General features: G+C 73.5%; 21 protein-coding genes. 3 read left to right on the top strand and 18 right to left on the bottom strand.

Features of this window, described 5'->3' with window-relative positions; genetic code table 11:
• Nucleotides 1-84: 84 nt before the first annotated feature.
• The 10 genes from HA073_RS22720 to HA073_RS22675 form a co-directional block, all read right to left on the bottom strand.
• A complete protein-coding gene (locus HA073_RS22720; RefSeq protein WP_104114266.1) occupies nucleotides 85-648 on the bottom strand; it encodes a hypothetical protein in 564 nt (187 codons plus the stop codon).
• A gap of 55 nt (nucleotides 649-703) precedes the next feature.
• Entirely contained in the window at nucleotides 704-2,065 is a 1,362-nt protein-coding gene (locus HA073_RS22715) for a DUF58 domain-containing protein (protein ID WP_166457233.1), read from the bottom strand.
• Entirely contained in the window at nucleotides 2,065-3,063 is a 999-nt protein-coding gene (locus HA073_RS22710; protein ID WP_043326556.1) for a MoxR family ATPase, read from the bottom strand. Before HA073_RS22710 ends, HA073_RS22715 begins: the two co-directional genes overlap by 1 nt.
• A complete protein-coding gene (locus HA073_RS22705) occupies nucleotides 3,063-3,647 on the bottom strand; it encodes a hypothetical protein (RefSeq protein ID WP_043326557.1) in 585 nt (194 codons plus the stop codon). The genes HA073_RS22710 and HA073_RS22705 overlap by 1 nt, the downstream gene beginning before the upstream one ends.
• Entirely contained in the window at nucleotides 3,644-4,375 is a 732-nt protein-coding gene (locus HA073_RS22700; protein WP_104114262.1) for a DUF4129 domain-containing protein, read from the bottom strand. Before HA073_RS22700 ends, HA073_RS22705 begins: the two co-directional genes overlap by 4 nt.
• Before the next feature lie 20 nt (nucleotides 4,376-4,395).
• Entirely contained in the window at nucleotides 4,396-5,109 is a 714-nt protein-coding gene (locus HA073_RS22695; protein ID WP_064447684.1) for a uracil-DNA glycosylase, read from the bottom strand.
• Between the two features lie 19 nt (nucleotides 5,110-5,128).
• A complete protein-coding gene (locus HA073_RS22690; RefSeq protein WP_166457232.1) occupies nucleotides 5,129-5,815 on the bottom strand; it encodes a dienelactone hydrolase family protein in 687 nt (228 codons plus the stop codon).
• A gap of 236 nt (nucleotides 5,816-6,051) precedes the next feature.
• On the bottom strand, nucleotides 6,052-7,017 hold the full coding sequence (locus tag HA073_RS22685) for a hypothetical protein (protein ID WP_166457231.1): 966 nt from the start codon (nucleotides 7,015-7,017) through the stop codon (nucleotides 6,052-6,054).
• Nucleotides 7,014-7,346 (bottom strand): PadR family transcriptional regulator, encoded by a 333-nt coding sequence (locus tag HA073_RS22680; protein ID WP_030271259.1) that lies wholly within the window; start codon nucleotides 7,344-7,346, stop codon nucleotides 7,014-7,016. The genes HA073_RS22685 and HA073_RS22680 overlap by 4 nt, the downstream gene beginning before the upstream one ends.
• Before the next feature lie 48 nt (nucleotides 7,347-7,394).
• Complete coding sequence (locus HA073_RS22675; RefSeq protein ID WP_370446773.1) at nucleotides 7,395-7,583, bottom strand: hypothetical protein; 189 nt, start codon at nucleotides 7,581-7,583, stop codon at nucleotides 7,395-7,397.
• A 178-nt stretch (nucleotides 7,584-7,761) separates the two neighbouring features.
• Between HA073_RS22675 and HA073_RS22670 the strand changes: the two genes are divergently transcribed.
• Nucleotides 7,762-7,950, top strand: a complete 189-nt coding sequence (locus HA073_RS22670; RefSeq protein WP_176921700.1) for a hypothetical protein — start codon at nucleotides 7,762-7,764, stop codon at nucleotides 7,948-7,950.
• Nucleotides 7,951-8,048: 98 nt separating this feature from the next.
• Here HA073_RS22670 and HA073_RS22665 read toward each other — a convergent pair whose 3' ends face one another.
• The 5 genes from HA073_RS22665 to eno are packed head-to-tail and all read right to left on the bottom strand — an operon-like array spanning nucleotide 8,049 to nucleotide 12,061.
• Nucleotides 8,049-8,978 carry a Ppx/GppA phosphatase family protein gene (locus tag HA073_RS22665; protein ID WP_166457289.1) on the bottom strand — a complete coding sequence of 310 codons (930 nt, stop codon included), beginning with the start codon at nucleotides 8,976-8,978 and terminating at the stop codon, nucleotides 8,049-8,051.
• Between the two features lie 46 nt (nucleotides 8,979-9,024).
• Entirely contained in the window at nucleotides 9,025-9,534 is a 510-nt protein-coding gene (locus HA073_RS22660) for an amino-acid N-acetyltransferase (protein ID WP_043326570.1), read from the bottom strand.
• 1 nt (nucleotide 9,535) lies between these two features.
• Nucleotides 9,536-10,090 (bottom strand): DUF501 domain-containing protein, encoded by a 555-nt coding sequence (locus tag HA073_RS22655; protein ID WP_064447681.1) that lies wholly within the window; start codon nucleotides 10,088-10,090, stop codon nucleotides 9,536-9,538.
• 23 nt (nucleotides 10,091-10,113) lie between these two features.
• Nucleotides 10,114-10,749, bottom strand: coding sequence for a septum formation initiator family protein (locus HA073_RS22650; protein WP_043330639.1), 636 nt, complete (start codon nucleotides 10,747-10,749; stop codon nucleotides 10,114-10,116).
• A gap of 28 nt (nucleotides 10,750-10,777) precedes the next feature.
• Nucleotides 10,778-12,061 carry a phosphopyruvate hydratase gene (gene eno / locus HA073_RS22645; RefSeq protein WP_064447680.1) on the bottom strand — a complete coding sequence of 428 codons (1,284 nt, stop codon included), beginning with the start codon at nucleotides 12,059-12,061 and terminating at the stop codon, nucleotides 10,778-10,780.
• A 213-nt stretch (nucleotides 12,062-12,274) separates the two neighbouring features.
• On the opposite strand from eno, the gene HA073_RS22640 reads away from it, so the two are divergent.
• Nucleotides 12,275-12,967 carry a hypothetical protein gene (locus tag HA073_RS22640; RefSeq protein ID WP_064447679.1) on the top strand — a complete coding sequence of 231 codons (693 nt, stop codon included), beginning with the start codon at nucleotides 12,275-12,277 and terminating at the stop codon, nucleotides 12,965-12,967.
• Nucleotides 12,964-13,803, top strand: a complete 840-nt coding sequence (locus HA073_RS22635; RefSeq protein WP_166457230.1) for an NAD(+) diphosphatase — start codon at nucleotides 12,964-12,966, stop codon at nucleotides 13,801-13,803. The genes HA073_RS22640 and HA073_RS22635 overlap by 4 nt, the downstream gene beginning before the upstream one ends.
• Nucleotides 13,804-13,807: 4 nt before the next feature.
• On the opposite strand, the gene HA073_RS22630 is transcribed toward HA073_RS22635, so the two are convergent.
• The 3 genes from HA073_RS22630 to HA073_RS22620 all read right to left on the bottom strand — a co-directional run bounded on the left by HA073_RS22630 (nucleotide 13,808) and on the right by HA073_RS22620 (nucleotide 17,535).
• Nucleotides 13,808-15,427, bottom strand: coding sequence for a DUF885 domain-containing protein (locus HA073_RS22630; protein WP_166457229.1), 1,620 nt, complete (start codon nucleotides 15,425-15,427; stop codon nucleotides 13,808-13,810).
• Nucleotides 15,428-15,793: 366 nt separating this feature from the next.
• Nucleotides 15,794-16,768 carry a nucleoside triphosphate pyrophosphohydrolase gene (locus HA073_RS22625; protein ID WP_043326583.1) on the bottom strand — a complete coding sequence of 325 codons (975 nt, stop codon included), beginning with the start codon at nucleotides 16,766-16,768 and terminating at the stop codon, nucleotides 15,794-15,796.
• Entirely contained in the window at nucleotides 16,765-17,535 is a 771-nt protein-coding gene (locus tag HA073_RS22620) for a SurA N-terminal domain-containing protein (RefSeq protein ID WP_166457228.1), read from the bottom strand. Before HA073_RS22620 ends, HA073_RS22625 begins: the two co-directional genes overlap by 4 nt.
• Nucleotides 17,536-17,555: the final 20 nt, after the last annotated feature.

Here is a 17,555-nt window from a genome sequence, read left to right as displayed (position 1 = left end):
CGGCCCCCGGTAATCCCGCGCGAGACCCCCTTCTGTGACGGAGCACAACCCATGTGACCTGCGCAACGTCACCGGAACGCTGCGTCACTTGCGACGCAGCAACCAGCCCAGCAGCGCGCTCAGCCCCACCGCCACCAGCAGCCCCACCACCGTCGCCGCCTGCGAGCCGTCCGTCCCGCCGACGCCACCCAGCCACGCCAGCACCACGCCGAGCACAGCGCTGGCGAGCACCACCCCGCCCGCCCGGCTCAACCACCGGAACACCACGTCCGGGTCGATCAGCCCGTCGTAGGGCAGCAGCGCGGCGAGCGCGCAGAGCGAGTGCGCCAGATAGAGCAGCGTCGCCACGGCGAGCAGCCGCCACAGCGCCGGCGGCCGGTCGAAGCCGAGCGTGGCCAGCAGCCAACCGCCGACCGTCACCAGCGCGGTGAACGTCGGCCAGATCCGGCGCGGACCGAACGCCGGCAGCACCGCGGCCACCGCCAGGGCCAGCAGCGAGCGCGCGGTGAGGGCCTGCACCGGGTACGCGAGCAGGAAACCGGCCAGCACGGTGAGGAAGATGCCGCCGCGTACCAGCAGCGGCAGCGGGCTGACCCGGGCGGCCGCGTACCGCAGCGCCCGTACCCGCTCGACCAGGGCGTCCGTCACTGAGCCGGCCTTTCGTTCGCGACTGCGGGACTCCGCTTCGCTGCGTTCCTCGCGCTCACCGCAACCCTGCCTTCGGGGCGGTCGCCAGCCGGGCCACGTCGCGGAGCACCTCGTCCAGGCTGCCCGCGCCGGCCCAGCGCACCACCGGCACGCCGTGCTCGCGGAGCTGGCCGATCATCGTGTCCCGGTCCAGCCGCCACAGCCGGTACGCCACCTCGGCCCAGCCCCGCTCCTTCGGCACCGGCAGTTCGGCCGGCAGCGTGTCCACCGCCACCACGAACCGGCCGCCGCGGGCCAGCCGGGCCAGCATCTGCGCGGACCGCTCGTCCAGCAGCGGGGTGAGCACCACCACGAGCGCGTCCGAGGAGAGCAGTTGCGGGCCGAAGACCTGGTCGTACGGCTCGTGCGGGGACGACTCGGCGTGCACGTCGAGCAGCCACTCCAGCACGGTCAGGTACTGCCGCCGCCCGGTGGCCGGACGCAGCCGGCGCGCGGCCGGGCCGTACTCCAGCATCGACACCCGGTCGCCGCGGTGCAGGTAGTGCTCGGCGATCGCGGCGGCGGCCCGAACCGTGGTGTCCAGCACCGACGCCGGGCCGTTCACGCCACCGGAGCGGCCCGCCTCGGCGAGCACGTCCAGCAGCACCACCACCTCGGCGTCCCGGTCCGAGAGCGTCGCCGCCACGTGCAGTTGGCGGGCCCGCAGCGACACCCGCCAGTCGATGCGGCGCAGCCGGTCGCCGGGCGCGAACACGCGTACCCCGGCCAGCTCGCCGCCCTCCCCCGGCCGCCGCGACCGGTGTGCGCCGACCAGCCCGGCGGCCCGGGGCATCGCCTCGACCGCGTCGAACGGCTCGGTACGCGGGTAGACCCGGGCCCGGATCGGGTCGGTGATCACCGCGCGGGAGACCAGCAGCCCGTCGGCGACGGCGACCCGCACCCCGGCCGGTCCGATCGGGTGCCGCCCCCACCGCAGCGCCGTGCCGGTCAGCTCCAGGTCGACGGCGCTGCCCCGGGGTACGGAGGTGACGAACGGGCGGTCCGCCCCGCCGGAGCGGCTCACGTCCAGCCCGGCGCCGCCGAAGCCGACCTGCTCCACGCGCAGCCAGCGCGACATCCGCGTCCGCACCACCGCGAGGTCGTACCCGACCAGGTCCGGGTTGGCCACCGCGACGGTCGCGGCCAGCGGGGAGCCCTCGACCAGGTGGGTGTCCCCGACGCCCAGCTCCAGTTCCGGCAGGCCCGCGGGGCGGCGGCGCAGCGCGTACGCGGTGCCCAGCGCGAACGGCGTGGCGAGCACCACCAGGTCGATGCGGCCGAGCAGGACCGCCGCGACGAGCAGCACGCCGGTGAGCAGCACGGCCCGGCCGAGCGCCCAGGTGGGTGCCCAGCCGCTCGCCGCCTCGGCCCGATCCATCAGCGCCCGGCGGCGTAGCTGGGCAGCGCGCCGCTGGCCGGGGCGGGCGTGGACTCCAGCACCTCGCCGACCACGAACGCCGGATCCACCCGGCGGAGCCACATCTCCGGCCGCAGCGTGATCCGGTGCGCCAGCGCGGGCGCCGCCACCGCCTTGACGTCCTCCGGCACCACGTAGTCGCGGTTGGCGAGCACCGCCCGGACCCGGGACAGCAGCAGCAGGGCCAGCGAGCCGCGCGGGGACGCGCCGACGAGCACCGACGGGTGCTCCCGGGTGGCGGCGGTGAGCGCCACGATGTACCGGCCGACCGAGTCCTCGACCACCACGTCCTCCAGCGCTGCCTGCATGGCGCGCAGCGTCGCGGCGTCCACCACCGGCTTGATCTCCGCCTCCTCGCGGCGGCGGGCGATCCGGCGGCGCAGCACGTCCCACTCCTCGTCGTGGCTGGGGTAGCCGAACGACACCCGCAGCAGGAACCGGTCGAGCTGCGCCTCCGGCAGCGGGTACGTGCCCTCGTACTCGATGGGGTTGGCGGTGGCCAGCACGTGGAACGGCTCGTCCAGGCGGTAGGTCACGCCCTCCACCGACACCTGCTTCTCCTGCATCGCCTCCAGCAGCGCCGACTGCGTCTTCGGCGGCGTCCGGTTGATCTCGTCGGCGAGCAGCAGGTTGGTGAACACCGGCCCGGCCCGGAACGCGAAGTCGCCGCTGCTCTGGTCGTAGAGGAACGAGCCGGTCACGTCGGCGGGCAGCAGGTCCGGCGTGAACTGGAGCCGCCGGAAGTCCAGCCCGAGCGCCTGCGCGAAACAGCGCGCGGTGAGCGTCTTGCCCAGGCCGGGCAGGTCCTCCAGCAGCACGTGACCACCGGCGAGGATGCCGGCCAGCACCAGCTCCAGCGCGTCCCGCTTGCCGACCACGACGGTGCCGACCGCCTCCAGGACGGCCCGGGCGAGCCGGCCCACCTCGGCGGGGGCCATGCTCCGGTCCACGTCGTTCATCAGATCTTCTCCAGTTCGGCGACGATCGCCGCGAGGTCGCGCGGCGACGGAGGGCGGCGGGCGGGGGTGGTGAGGAACGTCCACAGTGGCTCGCCGAGCACCGACCGGGCGCGGGCCGGATCGGACTCGCGGGTGACGCCGTGGCGCTGGCGCAGCCGCTCGTCGGCCAGCTCGCCGAGGCGCGGCAGGATGCGTTCGGTGAACCGCTCCCGGTTGTCGGCGGACCAGTCCAGCGGGCGCTCCCAGCCGTTGATCGCGGTGCGCAGCGCGTCCCGGGCGGACCAGTTCCAGGTGCCGGGCTCCTCACCGGCGGGCGTCCGGGCGCCGGCGCGGGGCGGCGGCGGGGGCGACAGCGCGGCGGTGACCCGGCGTACGGCGAGCACGGCGAGCACCCCGGCCACGATGATCCAGATCGGCACCTTCAGGCCGACCGCGCGCAGCCCGACCACGACCACCACCACGACGGCGGCGGTGACCGCGGCGGTCCGCAGCAGCAGGCGTGCCCGGCCACCGCCCGAGGGGCGTACGTCCTCCCCGGCGGGCTCCTCGCCGAACGACAGCAGGTCGTCGATGCTGGTGCTCACGACGCCTCCCCCGCCAGGCTGGTCAGCTCGCCGCGCAGCCGGCGTAGCGCGGCGCGGGCTTGGTCCCGCGTGTGCTCGTCGACCGGGTGCGTGGCGTACCGGGCCTCCCGGTAGACGTGCGCGAACCCGTCGAGCACGTCGGCGCTGGCGATCGCCGGGATGCCGGCCTCCGGGTCGCCGCGCAGCAACCGGGCCACCAGGTCGGTCGGGGTGTCGCCGGTGTGCCGGGACACGCCCGCGTCCTCGGCGGCCTCCTCCAGGCGTACCCAGCACGCGATGACGGCGGTACGCGGGTCGGTGGAGCGGTCGTCCAGTTCGACGAGCCCGGCGTCGAGCGCGGCCACCACCTCACGCGCGGTCCCCTCGGCGGTACGCCGGGAGCGCCGCACCGGCACCGCCCGGGTCGTCCGCCGCAGCGCGCCCCGGAGCACGTTCCACAGGACGTACCCGATGGCGCCCAGCACCACCGCGAACAGCAACGCCACGGCGGCGGTGGCCAGCCAGTCGGGCACACCGCCCGACGTGGACTCACCCACGTCGCGGGGTTCCACCGGGTACGACGGCACCGCCTCGGGCGACGGGTACTCCGGCACGTACGGGATGGTGTCCGCGGCCGGCGGGATCCGGCTGGCCCCGATGGCGGAGTGACCGGCGGCGAACGCGGCGAGCGCGAGCAGCACCGTCACCGCGGCGACCGGCCACCACCTGCGCAGTACGCCGAAATCCATCCCACCGCCTCAGGTGTTCCTCAGTCCACCCCGGCCAGGTCCTTCGCCCGGGTGAACACGTCGTCCAGCATCGCCGGTGTGAGCCGGCCGGTGAACGTGTTCTGCTGGCTGACGTGGTAGCAGCCCAGCAGGTCCGGCACGGACTCGCCGGACCAGTGTGCCCCATGGCCGAACGCCGGTCGCGGCGTGGGCGGTCGCTGCCCGTACACCTGACGGAGCACCGGCCACCACGCGGCCCACGCGAAGGCACCCAGCGCGACCACGACGCGCAGCGTGGGCCGGATCAGTTCGACCTCGCGGTGCAGCCACGGCGCGCAGGTGTCCCGCTCGGCCGGGGTGGGCTTGTTGTCCGGCGGCGCGCACCGCACGGCCGCGAAGATGCGGGTCTCGCGCAGCGTCAGGCCGTCGTCGGCGGAGACGCTCGTCGGCTGGTTGGCCAGCCCGGCCCGGTGCAACGCGGCGAACAGCACGTCACCGGACCGGTCCCCGGTGAAGATCCGGCCGGTGCGGTTGCCGCCGTGCGCGGCCGGCGCCAGACCGAGAATGGCGATGCGCGCGTCCGGCGGGCCGAGGCCGGGCACCGGCCGTCCCCAGTAGTCCTGGTCGCGGAACGCGGCGCGCTTGACCCGCGCCACCTCCTCCCGCCACGCCACCAGGCGCGGGCAGGCGAAGCAGTCGCTGACCGCGCCGTCGAGGTCGGCCAGGTCGGCCGCCCGCGCGGCGCGGGCGACCACGTCCTGCGGGGTACGCGACTCAGCCAAGCTTCGCCCGGAACAGTTCCAGCGTGCGGGCCCAGGCGGTGGCGGCGGCCCGCTGGTCGAAGTGCTCCGGCCGGTCCTCGTTGAAGAACGCGTGCGCGGTGCCCGGGTAGTCGAACGTCTGGCAGGTGCCACCGGCCGACTCGATGGACCGGCGGACGCTCTGCACCCCGTCGGCGGCGGACAGGCCATCCGCCTCGGAGCAGTGGATGAGGGCTGCCTTCCCGGCGTAGTCAGCCCAGTCGGCGGCCATGCCCTCCCAGGGCAGGCGCGGGTAGAACCCGGCGGTGGCCACGATGCGCTCGGAGAACGTGCCGGACCACAGGGCCAGGCTGGCGCCCGCGCAGAACCCGGCGCAGCCCACCTTGCCGGCGACCTCGGGCCGGCTCGCCAGGTATTCGGCGGCAGCGGCGATGTCGCTCGCCGCCTCGTCCATCTGGGAGCTGTTGAGCATCAGCCGCGGCTCGGTCGGCTTCACTGCCGGTCCGCCGTGCCGGAAGTCGGGCGCGAGCGCGACGAAGCCGGCCTCCGCGAAGCGGTCGACCACGGCCCGTACGTGGGGTACGAGACCCCACCAGTCCTGGATGACGATGACCGCCGGGCTCGCCGCACCGCCGGAGGGTATCGCGAGATACCCCTCGCTCGTCCCCCCGTTGCCGGTGAAGCTCACCATCTCGCCCATGGGCCTGTCCTCCTTGCGGTCAGTCAACGTTGGCTGGTCGCACAGTTGGCTGTTATGTGCCGGTAGCGTGCCACGCGGTCAGCGGCCCGGGGAAGACAGAACAACAGTGGCATTCACCTCCTGTAGACCTCACAGACCAGTGGCGGACGCCCCGCACCACACCCCGGCGAGATCTTGGAAGATTGCGGCCCCTATGAGGGCCGTTTCCTTCCAAGATCTCGCGGGATCGAGCGCGCTCAGGGAGTTGACGTGGGTTCCGGGGAAGCGCTGGTGGTGGGCGCGGTGGGGGTGGCACTGCCGGTGGGGGTGGCGCTGCCGGGGGGCGCGAATGCGGGCGGGGCGATCGACGGCGAGGGCGGTGGGCCGAACGGGGCCTGCTCGGGGCAGTACGGGTAGGTGTTACGCATCTCCGGCACCGCGCCCGTGTCAGCCATGCAGCTCGGCCAGCCGAGCGTGATCGGCACGCCGTTTTGGTCGAAGAGCCGCGCGTCGCGGATCAGCCGCCCCTGCTGGTCGTAGACGAAGACGTCCTCGATCCGGTCGTACCTGTGGTCCACCGACGTCTGCTCGTAACTGCCGTAGCTGTCGGTGTCGGCGCGCTCGTCCACCTGGGCCAGCACGGCGAAGGAGAACAGCAGCAGCGCGGCGGTGGCGATCTGGTGCAGTTGCCGCCGCCACCCGGTGATCCCGGCGGAGCGGCGACCCCACCACATCGACGCGACGACCGCGCCGATGAGCAGCAACAGCCCCGTCGAGCTGTTGCCGTCCAGCCGGGGCACCAGGCCGGACCGGCCGTCCACCATCCACGCCACGATCAGCGCGGCCAGCCATCCGCGCACCAGCCACCAGGCCGGACGCAGCGGACGCAGGAAGTCGCTCACCGTCTCGTGCCCGAAGACCGGGCCGAGCTGGCGGTCGAGCAGACGCAGCTGGGTGGCCGCCTCCCGCCGGGCCTCGGCGAGGCGGTGGAAACGCGCCGGCCGCCGGCTCGGCTGGGCACCGGCGACGGCGCGCAGCTCGGCGGCGTACGCCTCGGGGGTGCCCAGCCGGTCGACCAGCGTGCCCTCGCCCTCGGCGGCGACCTCGGCGAGGTGTTCCGGCAGTTCCTCGGTCAACTCGTCGCGGACCTCCGGTGGCAGGTCGGCGAGCGCGGCCCGCACCCGGTCGACGTAGTCCGTGATCTCCTGCCCCGTGACGGTCATGCCGCCATCCCCCGATCGTCGAGCAGCGCGTCCATGGTGGTGGCGAACGAGCGCCAGGTCTTGCCGGAGCGGGTGAGCTGGTCACGCCCGGCGGCGTTGAGCGAGTAGTACTTGCGGTGCGGCCCGGACTCGCTCGGCACCACGTACGTGGTGAGCAGACCGGCCGCGAACAGCCGGCGCAGCGTGCCGTAGACCGAGGCGTCGCCGACCTCGGTGAGACCGGCCTCGCGTAGCCGCCGCAGGATGTCGTAGCCGTACCCGTCCTCGTCCTTGAGCACGGCGAGCACCGCGAGGTCGAGCACGCCCTTGAGGAGCTGCGTGGTATCCACGCTCCGCACAGTAGTGCGCAATACGCACTACCGTCAACGACACAGCACCTACAGGCGGGCGGTCCATCCGATGAAACGGTCGAACAGGTCGGCCGGGTTCGGGTTGGTGCGCAGCAGGTCGGCGGTGGCGTCGAACAGGCAGCCGGCCATGTGGATCGACAGGGCGACGCGGTCACGCCGGTAGTCGAGCAGCAGCAACAGGCGGGCCGGCTGGCACGGCCAGGGGGCCGCGCACACCCGGCACAACCACAACGGCCGCATCGGGACGTGCGGCCGCACGACCCGGCGACCGCGATCGGGTACGGGAGAACAGTTCCCCATGCTCATCCCCCGATCGTGTCGCCTTCTATTGTCAGTGTCAATAGCCTCCGTAGTTGTCGCTGTTCGGCGACGTCGACGCTGCCATCGTCAACGTGTGGAGCTGGTGGGCGTGTCGGAGATCCGGGCGATGCTCGGCAACGTGTCGCGTCAGCGCGCATCCGTGATCGCCAACCAGCGCAACTTCCCGGAGCCGATCGCCGTGCTGGCGATGGGCAAGGTCTGGCGGAAGTCCGACGTCGAGAAGTGGATCAGGGAACACCGCCCCGACCTGGCGACGGACTGACGCCGCCCGCCCCTTCTTGTTGACCAAGGAGTTGGCGGCCCCGGAGGCGTCCGGATCGGACACAAACTCCTTGATCACCGCCGGAAGGGGCCAGAGGGCTAGGCGAGGCTCCAGGCGATGCCGTCGAGGATGTCGTGCTCGGAGGCGACCACCGACGGCATCCCGGCCCGCTCCATGATCACTCGCAGCACCAGCGCGCCCGCGCCGATCACGTCGGCCCGCCCCGGGTGCATCACCGGGTACGCCAGCCGCTGCTCACTGCTCTTGCCGAGCAGGTCGGCGGTCACCTCGGCCACCTGCTCGTACGAGACGCGGGCGTGGTGGATGCGGCTCGGGTCGTACTCCTGGAGCCCTTGCGCCAGCGCGACCACGGTGGTGACCGAACCGGCCAGCCCGACCAGCGTGGCGGCCTCGCGGCCGGGCACGGCGGCGAGCGCGCGGTCGACGGCGGCGGCGATGTCGGCCTCGGCGGCGGCGATCTGTGCCGCGGTCGGCGGGTCGCCGTGCAGGTGGCGTTCGGTCATCCGGACGCAGCCGATGTCCACCGAGATCGCGCCTCGGACGCCGTCGGCGCGGGTGCCGACGACGAACTCGGTCGAGCCGCCGCCGATGTCGACCACCAGGTACGGCGGTTCGGCGTCGGCGGGCAGGCCGCGCACCGCGCCGGTGAACGACAGGCGTGCCTCCTCGTCGCCGGTCACGACCTCGGGCGGTACGCCGAGCGTGCGCTCGACCATCGTCCGGAAGTCGGCGGCGTTGGAGGCGTCCCGGGAGGCCGACGTGGCGCACATGCGGACCCGGTCGGCACCGGACTTCTCGATCTCGGCCGCGTAGTCGGCGAGCGCCACCCGGGTCCGCTCGATGGCCTCCGGGGCGAGCATGCCGGTCTGGTCGACGCCCTGCCCCAGGCGGACGATCTCCATCCGCCGGCTGACGTCCACGAGCGGCGCGGCCTCCCCGTCCGACGCCTCGGGCAGGTCGGCGATCAGCAGTCGGATCGAGTTGGTCCCGCAGTCGATGGCTGCCACACGCGCACTCACGGCGCCCACCCTACGGCAGCCCGCCCGGGGCAGCTCAGAGGCGCAACAGCATGCGGGAGTTGCCCAGGGTGTTGGGCTTGACCCGTTCCAGGTCCAGGAACTCCGCGACACCCTCGTCGTACGAGCGCAGGAGCTGCTCGTAGACCGGCTGCGGCACGGGCGCGCCGTCGATCTCGCGGAAGCCGAACGAGCCGAAGAAGCCGGTCTCGAACGTGAGCACGAAGATCCGGGCGATGCCCAGGTCGCGCGCCGAGTCGATCAGCTCACCGACGATCCGGTGCCCGATCTTGTGGCCCCGGCAGGACGGGTCGACCGCCACCGTCCGGATCTCGGCCAGGTCCTCCCACATCACGTGCAGCGCGCCGCACCCGACCACCGTGCCGTCCGGCGTCACCGCGACCCGGAACTCCTGCACGTCCTCATACAGCGTCACAGTCGCCTTGCTGAGCAGCCGCCGGTCGTCGGTGTAGGTGTCCACCAGCCGCCGGATGCCGCGCACGTCGGCGGTGCGGGCCCGGCGCACAGTGATCTGGTCGGCGCTCATCTCACTCCGCCGGCACGTCCACGCAGGGGCCGGCGGCCCACCACTTCTCCACCAGCGCCAGCGTCTCGTCGCCGAACGGGTTGACCCCCGGCCCGGCGGCGAGCGCGTGCCCCAGGTGCACGTGCAGGCACTTCACCCGCCCCGGCATGCCACCGGCCGAGATGCCGGCGATCTCCGGCACCTCGCCGATCGCCTCCCGGCGGGTCAGGTAGTCCTCGTGCGCCGCCCGGTAGCGCGCGGCCAGCTCCGGATCCTCGGCGAGCCGCTCGGCCATCTCCTTCATCAGCCCGGCCGACTCCAGCCGGCTGCACGCCGCCGTGGCACGCGGGCAGGTCAGGTAGAACAGCGTCGGGAACGGCGTGCCGTCGGCCAGCCGGGGCGTCGTCTCCACCACGTCGGGCAGGCCGCACGGGCACCTGTGGGCCACCGCACGGGTGCCGCGCGGCGGGCGTCCGAGCTGCGCGGCCACCGCGGCCAGGTCGGCCTCGGTGGCCGGCTGGCGTTCCGGCGGGGGTACGGAGTCCGCCGCCGGCTCCTGCGGTGGTACGACGCTCAAGGTTGTGCCTCTCGAATCAAAGCTCACTTGTCCTGGCGCTCGGCGTTCGCCGCCCGCACGCTCGACCACAGGGTGTCGTACCAGGGCTCCGGCGCGGTCGGCGCCCCCGGCTTCGCGTCCTTGCCGGCGTCCTTGGCCGCGCCCTCCGGGTCGGAGAGCACCACCAGCAGCGTCTCGCCCGGCTTGCCCATGAAGAACCGCTCCCGGGCCTGCGTCTTGACGTACTCCGGGTCTTTCCACTTGGCCGCCTCGGCGGTGAGCCGCTCGATCTCGGCCCGCTGGGCGGCCTGCGCGGCCTCCATCCGCTCGATGTCCGCCTGCTGGTCCAGGTAGACCCGGACCGGATAGGTGTACGCCAGCGCGAGCGCGATCAGCACCGCGAACAGCACTGTGGCGCGCCCGGTGAAGCGCCGGGGTTGGGGTGCGGTGAGCCGCTTGACCGGACCACCGGCAGCGGTACGCCGGGCCGCGGCGGGGCGGCTCGCGGAGCGTACGCCGTCGCTGGCCCGGGACGCGCCGGGTGACCGGCCGGCGGCGCGCGTCTCCGCGCGGACGCCGTTGTCGCGGGCCGTGGACCGGACCCGGGCGCCGCCCGTCCGGCCGGGCTGACCCGGCCGACGGGCGGGCCGCTGGCCACCCGGTGTGCGGCGCTGCTGCATCGTCACACCCCTCCCCCGGAGCGCTCGCTCAGGCCGAACGGTAACGCGGGAACGCGCCGGCGCCGGCGTACCGCGCCGCGTCGGCCAGCTCCTCCTCGATCCGCAGGAGCTGGTTGTACTTGGCCACCCGGTCCGAGCGGGCCGGGGCGCCGGTCTTGATCTGCCCGCAGCCGGTGGCGACGGCCAGGTCCGCGATGGTGGTGTCCTCGGTCTCGCCGGAACGGTGGCTCATCATGCACTTGAAGCCGGCCCGGTGAGCCAGGTCGACGGCGTCCAGCGTCTCGGTGAGCGAGCCGATCTGGTTGACCTTGACGAGCACCGCGTTGGCGGCCCGCTCCGCGATGCCCCGGGCGATGCGCTGCGGGTTGGTCACGAACAGGTCGTCGCCGACGATCTGGATCCGGTCGCCGAGCGCGGCGGTCAGGGTGGCCCAGCCGCTCCAGTCGTCCTCGGCCAGCGGGTCCTCGATCGACACGATCGGGTAGTCGCCGGCGAGCTTGGTGTAGTAGTTGCTCATCTCCTCGGCGCTCTTCGCGGTGCCCTCGAACGTGTACGTGCCGTTGTCGAAGAACTCGGTGGCGGCCACGTCGAGCGCGAAGACGATGTCGGTGCCGAGCCGGTAGCCGGCCTTCTCCACCGCCTCGGCGATCAGGTCCAGCGCGGCGGCGTTGGTGGGCAGGTTCGGGGCGAAGCCGCCCTCGTCACCCAGGCCGGTCGACAGGTCCTTCTTCTTCAGCACCGACTTCAGCGCGTGGTAGACCTCGGCGCCCGAGCGCAGCGCGTCCCGGAACGTCGGCGCGCCGATCGGCGCGATCATGAACTCCTGGATGTCGACGTTCGAGTCGGCGTGCGCGCCACCGTTGAGGATGTTCATCATCGGCACCGGGAGCAGGTGCGCGTTCGGGCCGCCCAGGTAGCGGAACAGGCTCAGCTCGGCGCTGCCCGCGGCGGCCTTGGCCACGGCCAGGGAGACGCCGAGGATGGCGTTCGCGCCCAGCTCGCCCTTGTTGTCCGAGCCGTCGATGTCGATCATCTTCTGGTCGATCAGCCGCTGCTCGCTGGCCTCGTAGCCGATGAGCTGGTCGACGATCCGGTCCTCGATGTTGGCGACGGCCTTCTCGACACCCTTGCCCAGGTAGCGGTCCTTGTCACCGTCGCGCAGCTCGACCGCCTCGAAGGCGCCGGTGGAGGCGCCGGACGGCACCGCGGCGCGGGCGATCGTGCCGTCGTCGAGCCCGACCTCGACCTCGACCGTCGGGTTGCCCCGCGAGTCCAGGATCTCCCGGGCGACGATTCCCTCGATGGTTGCCACTGAGTCGCTCCTCGTTTGTGTGGTTCCGGTCCGATATGGGCCGCGACGGTGCGGCTGAGGCAGGTGTTGAACGCAGCGTATCGGTCCCCGCCCCGCCGTACGCCGCTCGGGGCGGCCCCCGAGGCGCTTGCTGAGACGGACATTCCCGGATTACCGGTCGTCAACCGGCAACCGGTTTGCGAGAGGTTGCGTCGATCGACAAGGCTGGGCATCATGCCTGCCGCCTCGACGACTCTCCGCGTGCTCGCCGCCTCGGTCATCGCGTCGCTCTCGGTCACCGGCTGCCAGGCCCTGGACGACGCGGGCGTCGCGCTCGGTCGGGCCGACCTGGTCAACGACCTCGCCGCGCGGATGGACCGGGCGCTGGAGCAGACCTGGGCCGCCGACTACCAGCTCGACGGCGGTCGCACCGCCTCGATCGCGCAGACCAGGAAGCCGCTGCGCTCCACGTACACCTGGCCCGGCGGCAAGATCACGGTGACCCAGGAGTCGGTGACCCGGTGCGCGAGCACCGCCGCCCGCACCTCCTGCACCGTGTCTCCGCCCGTGCTCACCGCCGGAAAGCCCTCGGTGATCGTCTACGACGAGGCACGCAAGCAGGGCCTGGTCACCCCGCCCGCGGTGATCCGGCTGCTCACCGAGGCCGCGCTCGCGCCGGACGCGGTCATCGAGCAGAGCGACACCACGCTGGCCGGGCACCATGCCACCTGCGTGAACGTCACCCACGACGGTGAGCGCTTCAGCACCTGCGTGACGAACGAAGGCGTGCTGGGCAGCTTCTCCGGCACGATCGACGGCAAGCCGGCCGAGGTGACGCTGAGCCGCTACACCGAGAGCGTCGAGGCCGCCGCGTTCGCCGTGCCGGCCGGCGCGGGCGTGGTGGACCGCCGCCCCGCCACGTCGTGACCCCGCCCGACGGCGCCGGGTTCCGGCCCGCCGCCGATCACGGGCGGCCGCCGCAGCCGGGCGACCTGGCGCTGCCGGTCGCCGGCCGGAAACTGCTGACCGGCCCGGACGCCGCGCAGCCGCTGCGCATCGGCGCGCTGCCCGGCGACCTCGCCTGGACACCCGTCGGCACGCTCGACGGCACCCCGGCATGGGCGGCCGAGGTCACCGACCCCGAGTCGCTGCCCGGCCGGTGGCGCGGCTGGCGCGGCCTCGCCGCCGAACTGCCCGCACCCCACGCCGACCTGGCCGGACGGGCGCTCGCCGTGGTCACCTGGCGGCGTACGCACAGGTGGTGCGGGGCGTGCCGGGCCGAACTGTCCGACGTGCCGGGCGAGACCGCGCGGCGCTGCCCGGACTGCGGGCTGACCGTGTTCGTGCCGCTGTCCGTAGCGGTGCTGACCGCGATCACCCGCCCCGGCCCGGCCGGCGCAGCGGGCGAACTCCTGCTGGTCCGGCACGCGCACGGCCCGACCGGTTTGTGGGCGCTCGTCGCCGGGTTCGTCGAGGCCGGCGAGTCGCTGGAGGCGGCGGTGCACCGCGAGGTCGCCGAGGAGGTCGGCCTGACCCTGCGCCGCCCCACGTACGTGGACAGCCAGCCGTGGGCGCTGACCGGACCGGGCACACTGCTCGCCGGGTTCACCGCCGAGGTGACCGACCCGGCCGCAGAACCGGTGGCCGACGGCACGGAGCTGACCGAGGCGCGCTGGTTCCCGGTCGACGCGCTGCCCGCCGAGCTGCCGCCCGCGTACTCCCTGTCGCGCTGGCTGATCGACGCGGTCGCCGCCCGCCGGTGAGCCCTCACACCCCCAGCAGGGTGCGCAGGTGGCGCGGCGGCGGGCAGTCGTACGCCAGCATGGCGTCGTGCCAGTCGCGCACCGGCACGCCGTCCGGACGGGCGGCGGCGATGTCGGCCATCTCGCTGTAGCCGACGAAGTACGTCGACAGCTGCGTGGAGGTGAGCAGCGCCCGCCGCCACTTGCCGGCCGCCTCCCCCTCCTCCTGGAAGCCGCGCCCGGTCATCAGCGCCATCGCCTCGGCCTCGGGCAGGTCGTCGCAGTGCACGAGCTGGTCCAGCAGCGCGTTGATGGTCATCCGCAACTGCATCTTGAGCTGCTGCAACCGCACCGGCAGCCCGCCGAAGCCGAGCCCGGCCATCAGCTCCTCGGTGTAGACCGCCCAGCCCTCGATGAACACGCCCGACTCGGTGAGCGCGCGTACCCGCGTCGGCCCGTCGTAGCGGCGGGCGTGCGCGAGCTGGAGGAAGTGGCCGGGCATCGCCTCGTGCACGGTCAGGTTGCGGATCATGTGGTCGTTGTATTCCCGGTAGAACGACTCGACCCGCTGCGCCGGCCAGTCCGCCGGGGTGGGCGCGATGCAGTAGAACGTCGGCACGTCGGCCGTCTCCAGCGGCCCCGGCGAATCGCAGTAGGCGACCGCCACACCCCGCGCGAACTCCGGCATCTCCTGGATGACACACGGGTCACCGACCATGCTGACCAGGTCGTGGTGGCGCACGAAGTCACTCGCCTCGTCCAGCGTCACCGAGGCGAGGTCGACGATGGTGGCGTCGTCCGGGTGCTCGGCGGCCAGCAGGTCCAGCGCCCGGCGTACCGTCTCGTCGTCGGCCGGGCCACCGACCAGCTCGACGGCCGCCGCGCGGATCTCCTCGGTGACCCGTTCCAGGTTGGCCCAGGCGCGGCGCTGCACCTCGGCGGCGCTCAGCTCGGTGTCGAGCGTGTGCCACAGCCGCGCCTCCCAGCGCCGCCGGCCCAGCCGCGGGTCACGCCCCGGGCCCGCGTCGGCCGCCAGACCCTGCCGCAGCCACGCCACGAACTCCTCCAGCGCGGCGATCGCCTCCGTGGCCGCCGGGCCGACCCGGTCACGCAGCGCCGGCGCCTGGGCGAGCAACGCCGGCACCTCGTCGCGGATCAGCGCCGCCGTGCCGGTGAACTGCCCGACCGCCGTCTCCGCGTGGATGCGCGGCATGTCCCGCAGCGTCGCGCGCGCTGTCGCAAGCGCATCGGGTACGGCCGACAGGCGCCCGGCGAGGCTGGTCAGGCGCTCCTCGGCGGGGGCGAAGGGACGGGCCAGCAGGGCGTGCAGCAGCGGCCCCGGATTGTGGCGCAGCGGATCCCACTCGTGGGCGCGGATCTCGGTGGCCTCGAACAGCCCTCTGTCGATCATGCTGGTGAGCAGCGCGTGGTCGACGCTCTCCGCCACGTCGAGCGCGTCCGGGTCGATCTCGGCGAGCGCGTCCGCCGCGTCCTTCAGCATCGCCTGATCGGCGGCGAGCGCGTCCGCGGACAGATCGGGCAGCCGGTCGTCGTAGCGGTGGTCCCCGGCGGAGGTGGCCAGCCCGGGCCGGCTCTCCAGCAACGCCTCCACGATCCGCTCCGCCAGCGGTACGAACGACTCCATACCCGGCACCCTACCGATCACCCCCGACCCCTTTCCCGACCCAGCTCCCGCCCGCCGGGCCACCCTCCGCGTTGATCAAGGAGTTCGCGTCCCCAGTGGTGCCCGCCGCGACCCCAAACTCCTTGATCACCGACACGGCCCGCCGGGTGGCTGGGCAGATCTTGAGATGCGGTCTACGAGTCTCGGGAAGCGAGAGGGCTCGACTCAACCCCCATCAGCCTGTCCCGCCACCACGCAACCCGACCCGGCAGCCCTCCGCGATCTTGCACTTCCTGCCCGGACGGAAGGGACATTTGCGATGCCCAGTGGGCCGCAAGTGCAAGATCGCGGGGCGGGAGGGCGGGAGGGCGGGAGGGGTGGGCGGGGTCAGGTGGGGCGTTCGGCGGCTCGGACCGCCTCGGCGTACGCCAAGGTGGCACGACGCAGGGCGGCCTCCGGGTCGATGCCGGCCTGCCGGGCGGCGGCGACAGTTGCCAGCAGGCTCGCCCCCAGCCGCGCTTCCGGGTCCACCTGCGACTCGGCCAGCGGGGGCGGTACAGCGAGGCCGACCCGACCGGCGCGGTCCAGGATCTTCGCGGCCAGCGCGAGCGCGGGCTGGCTCAGCGCGATGCCGTCCAGCACCGATTCGCGGGTCTTCTCGGCCCGCTTGATCCGTTCCCAGTTCGCCTCGATCTCCTCGATCGAGCCGGCCGGCTCGCCGGAGAACACGTGCGGGTTGCGCCGCACCATCTTGTCGACGAGCGTTCCGGCCACGTCGTCGACGGTCCAGCTCTTGCCGTCCGGTAGGTCCTCGGCCAGCCGGGCGTGCAGCAGCACCTGGAGCAACACGTCGCCCAGTTCCTCGCGGAGCGCGTCGGTGTCGTCGGCGCTGATCGCGTCGTACGCCTCGTAGCACTCCTCCAGCAGGAACCCGGCCAGGCTGCGGTGGGTCTGCGCCCGCTTCCACGGGTCTCCGCCCGGGGAGGCCAGCCGGTCCATCACCTCGACCGCGTCGAGCAGCCGGGCGCCGGGTGGGTCCCACGAGCCGTACATCAGTTCCAGCTCGGCCAGCCCGGGCTCGCGGGCCAGCCGCAGCCCCAGCTCACGGGCCAGCGTCTCGTCGCCGGCCGGGCCGGCCAGCCACACCGCCCCGCCGTGCGTGGCGGCGGCGTCGAGCAGCGCCTGGGTCGCGCCCTCGGTCACCACGCTCACCTCGGCGCCGGCCGTCCGGACCGCCCGGGTCAGCTCGCTCTCCGCACCGGCGAGGACCGGCGCGGAGCGTACGGCGTCCCAGGCGGCCGAGGTCAGCAGGCCGGCGGGCAGCCGGGGTGAGGTGACGAGCAGGACGATGCGGGCGGTCATGCGGTTCCGGGAGCCGGCGAACCACCGGCCGGTGCCTCCGGCGTCGAGATGTCGGTGACCGGGCCGTCCTGGCTGACGTAGGGCAGCGAGTAGAAGACGAGCGACTGGCCGGTGTTGACGAGCGACGGCACGGCGCTCACGCCGAACCGGGGGTTGACGCTGACGTCCACCTTCTCGGCCTGCTGCTGCAGCGCGTTGCTGAGCGCGGTGGCGCTGCGCACGAACCCGGCCTCGCCGAACGCCTGCCGGACCTGGTCGACGGTCAGGCCCGGCTGGATCGCCCCGGTCTTCTCGATGGCGCGGTAGACGGCCATCAGGGACTCGTCGCTGAGGTCGGCCGGGGGCAGGCTCTGCTGGAGGGTGGCGGAGAGGTCCACCCACTCGCCCCACAGCTTCGTGTACTCGGTGGTCGCCGGCATCCGCAGCGGCTGCTGAAGCTGCTCCGGGGACACCTCGTCGGTGACCTGGAGGCCCTTCTCGGCCGCGACGCGCTTGCCGAGGTCGAGCGCGACGAGCAGGTTCAGCACGTCCTGCCGGGTCACCGGGGACCGCAGCTCCTCCGGCGAGGGCGTCTGCGGCGCCTGGTTCCGGACGGCGTCCGCGTACTGCCGCTGCGCGTCGTCGTAGATCGCATCGACCCGCTCGACGGAGTAACGGGTGTCTCCGACGTAGGCGGCGACGTCCGGGGCGGACCGGCCACAGGCGGCGAGAGAGAGCGCGGCAAGGGCCGCGACGCTGACGGCGACGAGGGAACGACGTGCACGCATGTGGCTCACTCTCTCACGCC

The organism is Micromonospora sp. CMU55-4 (assembly GCF_011602315.1).
Lineage (GTDB): Bacteria > Actinomycetota > Actinomycetes > Mycobacteriales > Micromonosporaceae > Micromonospora > Micromonospora chalcea.
This window is presented reverse-complemented; position numbering and strand designations above follow the sequence as displayed.

Bases quoted from the DNA above. Each gene is read 5' to 3' on its own strand.
- HA073_RS22710 (WP_043326556.1), bottom strand. From the start codon at position 3,063: ATGAACGACGTGGACCGGAGCATGGCCCCCGCCGAGGTGGGCCGGCTC.
- HA073_RS22715 (WP_166457233.1), bottom strand. From the start codon at position 2,065: ATGGATCGGGCCGAGGCGGCGAGCGGCTGGGCACCCACCTGGGCGCTC.
- HA073_RS22690 (WP_166457232.1), bottom strand. From the start codon at position 5,815: ATGGGCGAGATGGTGAGCTTCACCGGCAACGGGGGGACGAGCGAGGGG.
- HA073_RS22625 (WP_043326583.1), bottom strand. From the start codon at position 16,768: ATGACCGCCCGCATCGTCCTGCTCGTCACCTCACCCCGGCTGCCCGCC.
- HA073_RS22620 (WP_166457228.1), bottom strand. From the start codon at position 17,535: ATGCGTGCACGTCGTTCCCTCGTCGCCGTCAGCGTCGCGGCCCTTGCC.
- HA073_RS22685 (WP_166457231.1), bottom strand. From the start codon at position 7,017: ATGACCGTCACGGGGCAGGAGATCACGGACTACGTCGACCGGGTGCGG.
- HA073_RS22650 (WP_043330639.1), bottom strand. From the start codon at position 10,749: ATGCAGCAGCGCCGCACACCGGGTGGCCAGCGGCCCGCCCGTCGGCCG.
- HA073_RS22630 (WP_166457229.1), bottom strand. From the start codon at position 15,427: ATGGAGTCGTTCGTACCGCTGGCGGAGCGGATCGTGGAGGCGTTGCTG.
- HA073_RS22700 (WP_104114262.1), bottom strand. From the start codon at position 4,375: ATGGATTTCGGCGTACTGCGCAGGTGGTGGCCGGTCGCCGCGGTGACG.
- HA073_RS22660 (WP_043326570.1), bottom strand. From the start codon at position 9,534: ATGAGCGCCGACCAGATCACTGTGCGCCGGGCCCGCACCGCCGACGTG.
- HA073_RS22640 (WP_064447679.1), top strand. From the start codon at position 12,275: ATGCCTGCCGCCTCGACGACTCTCCGCGTGCTCGCCGCCTCGGTCATC.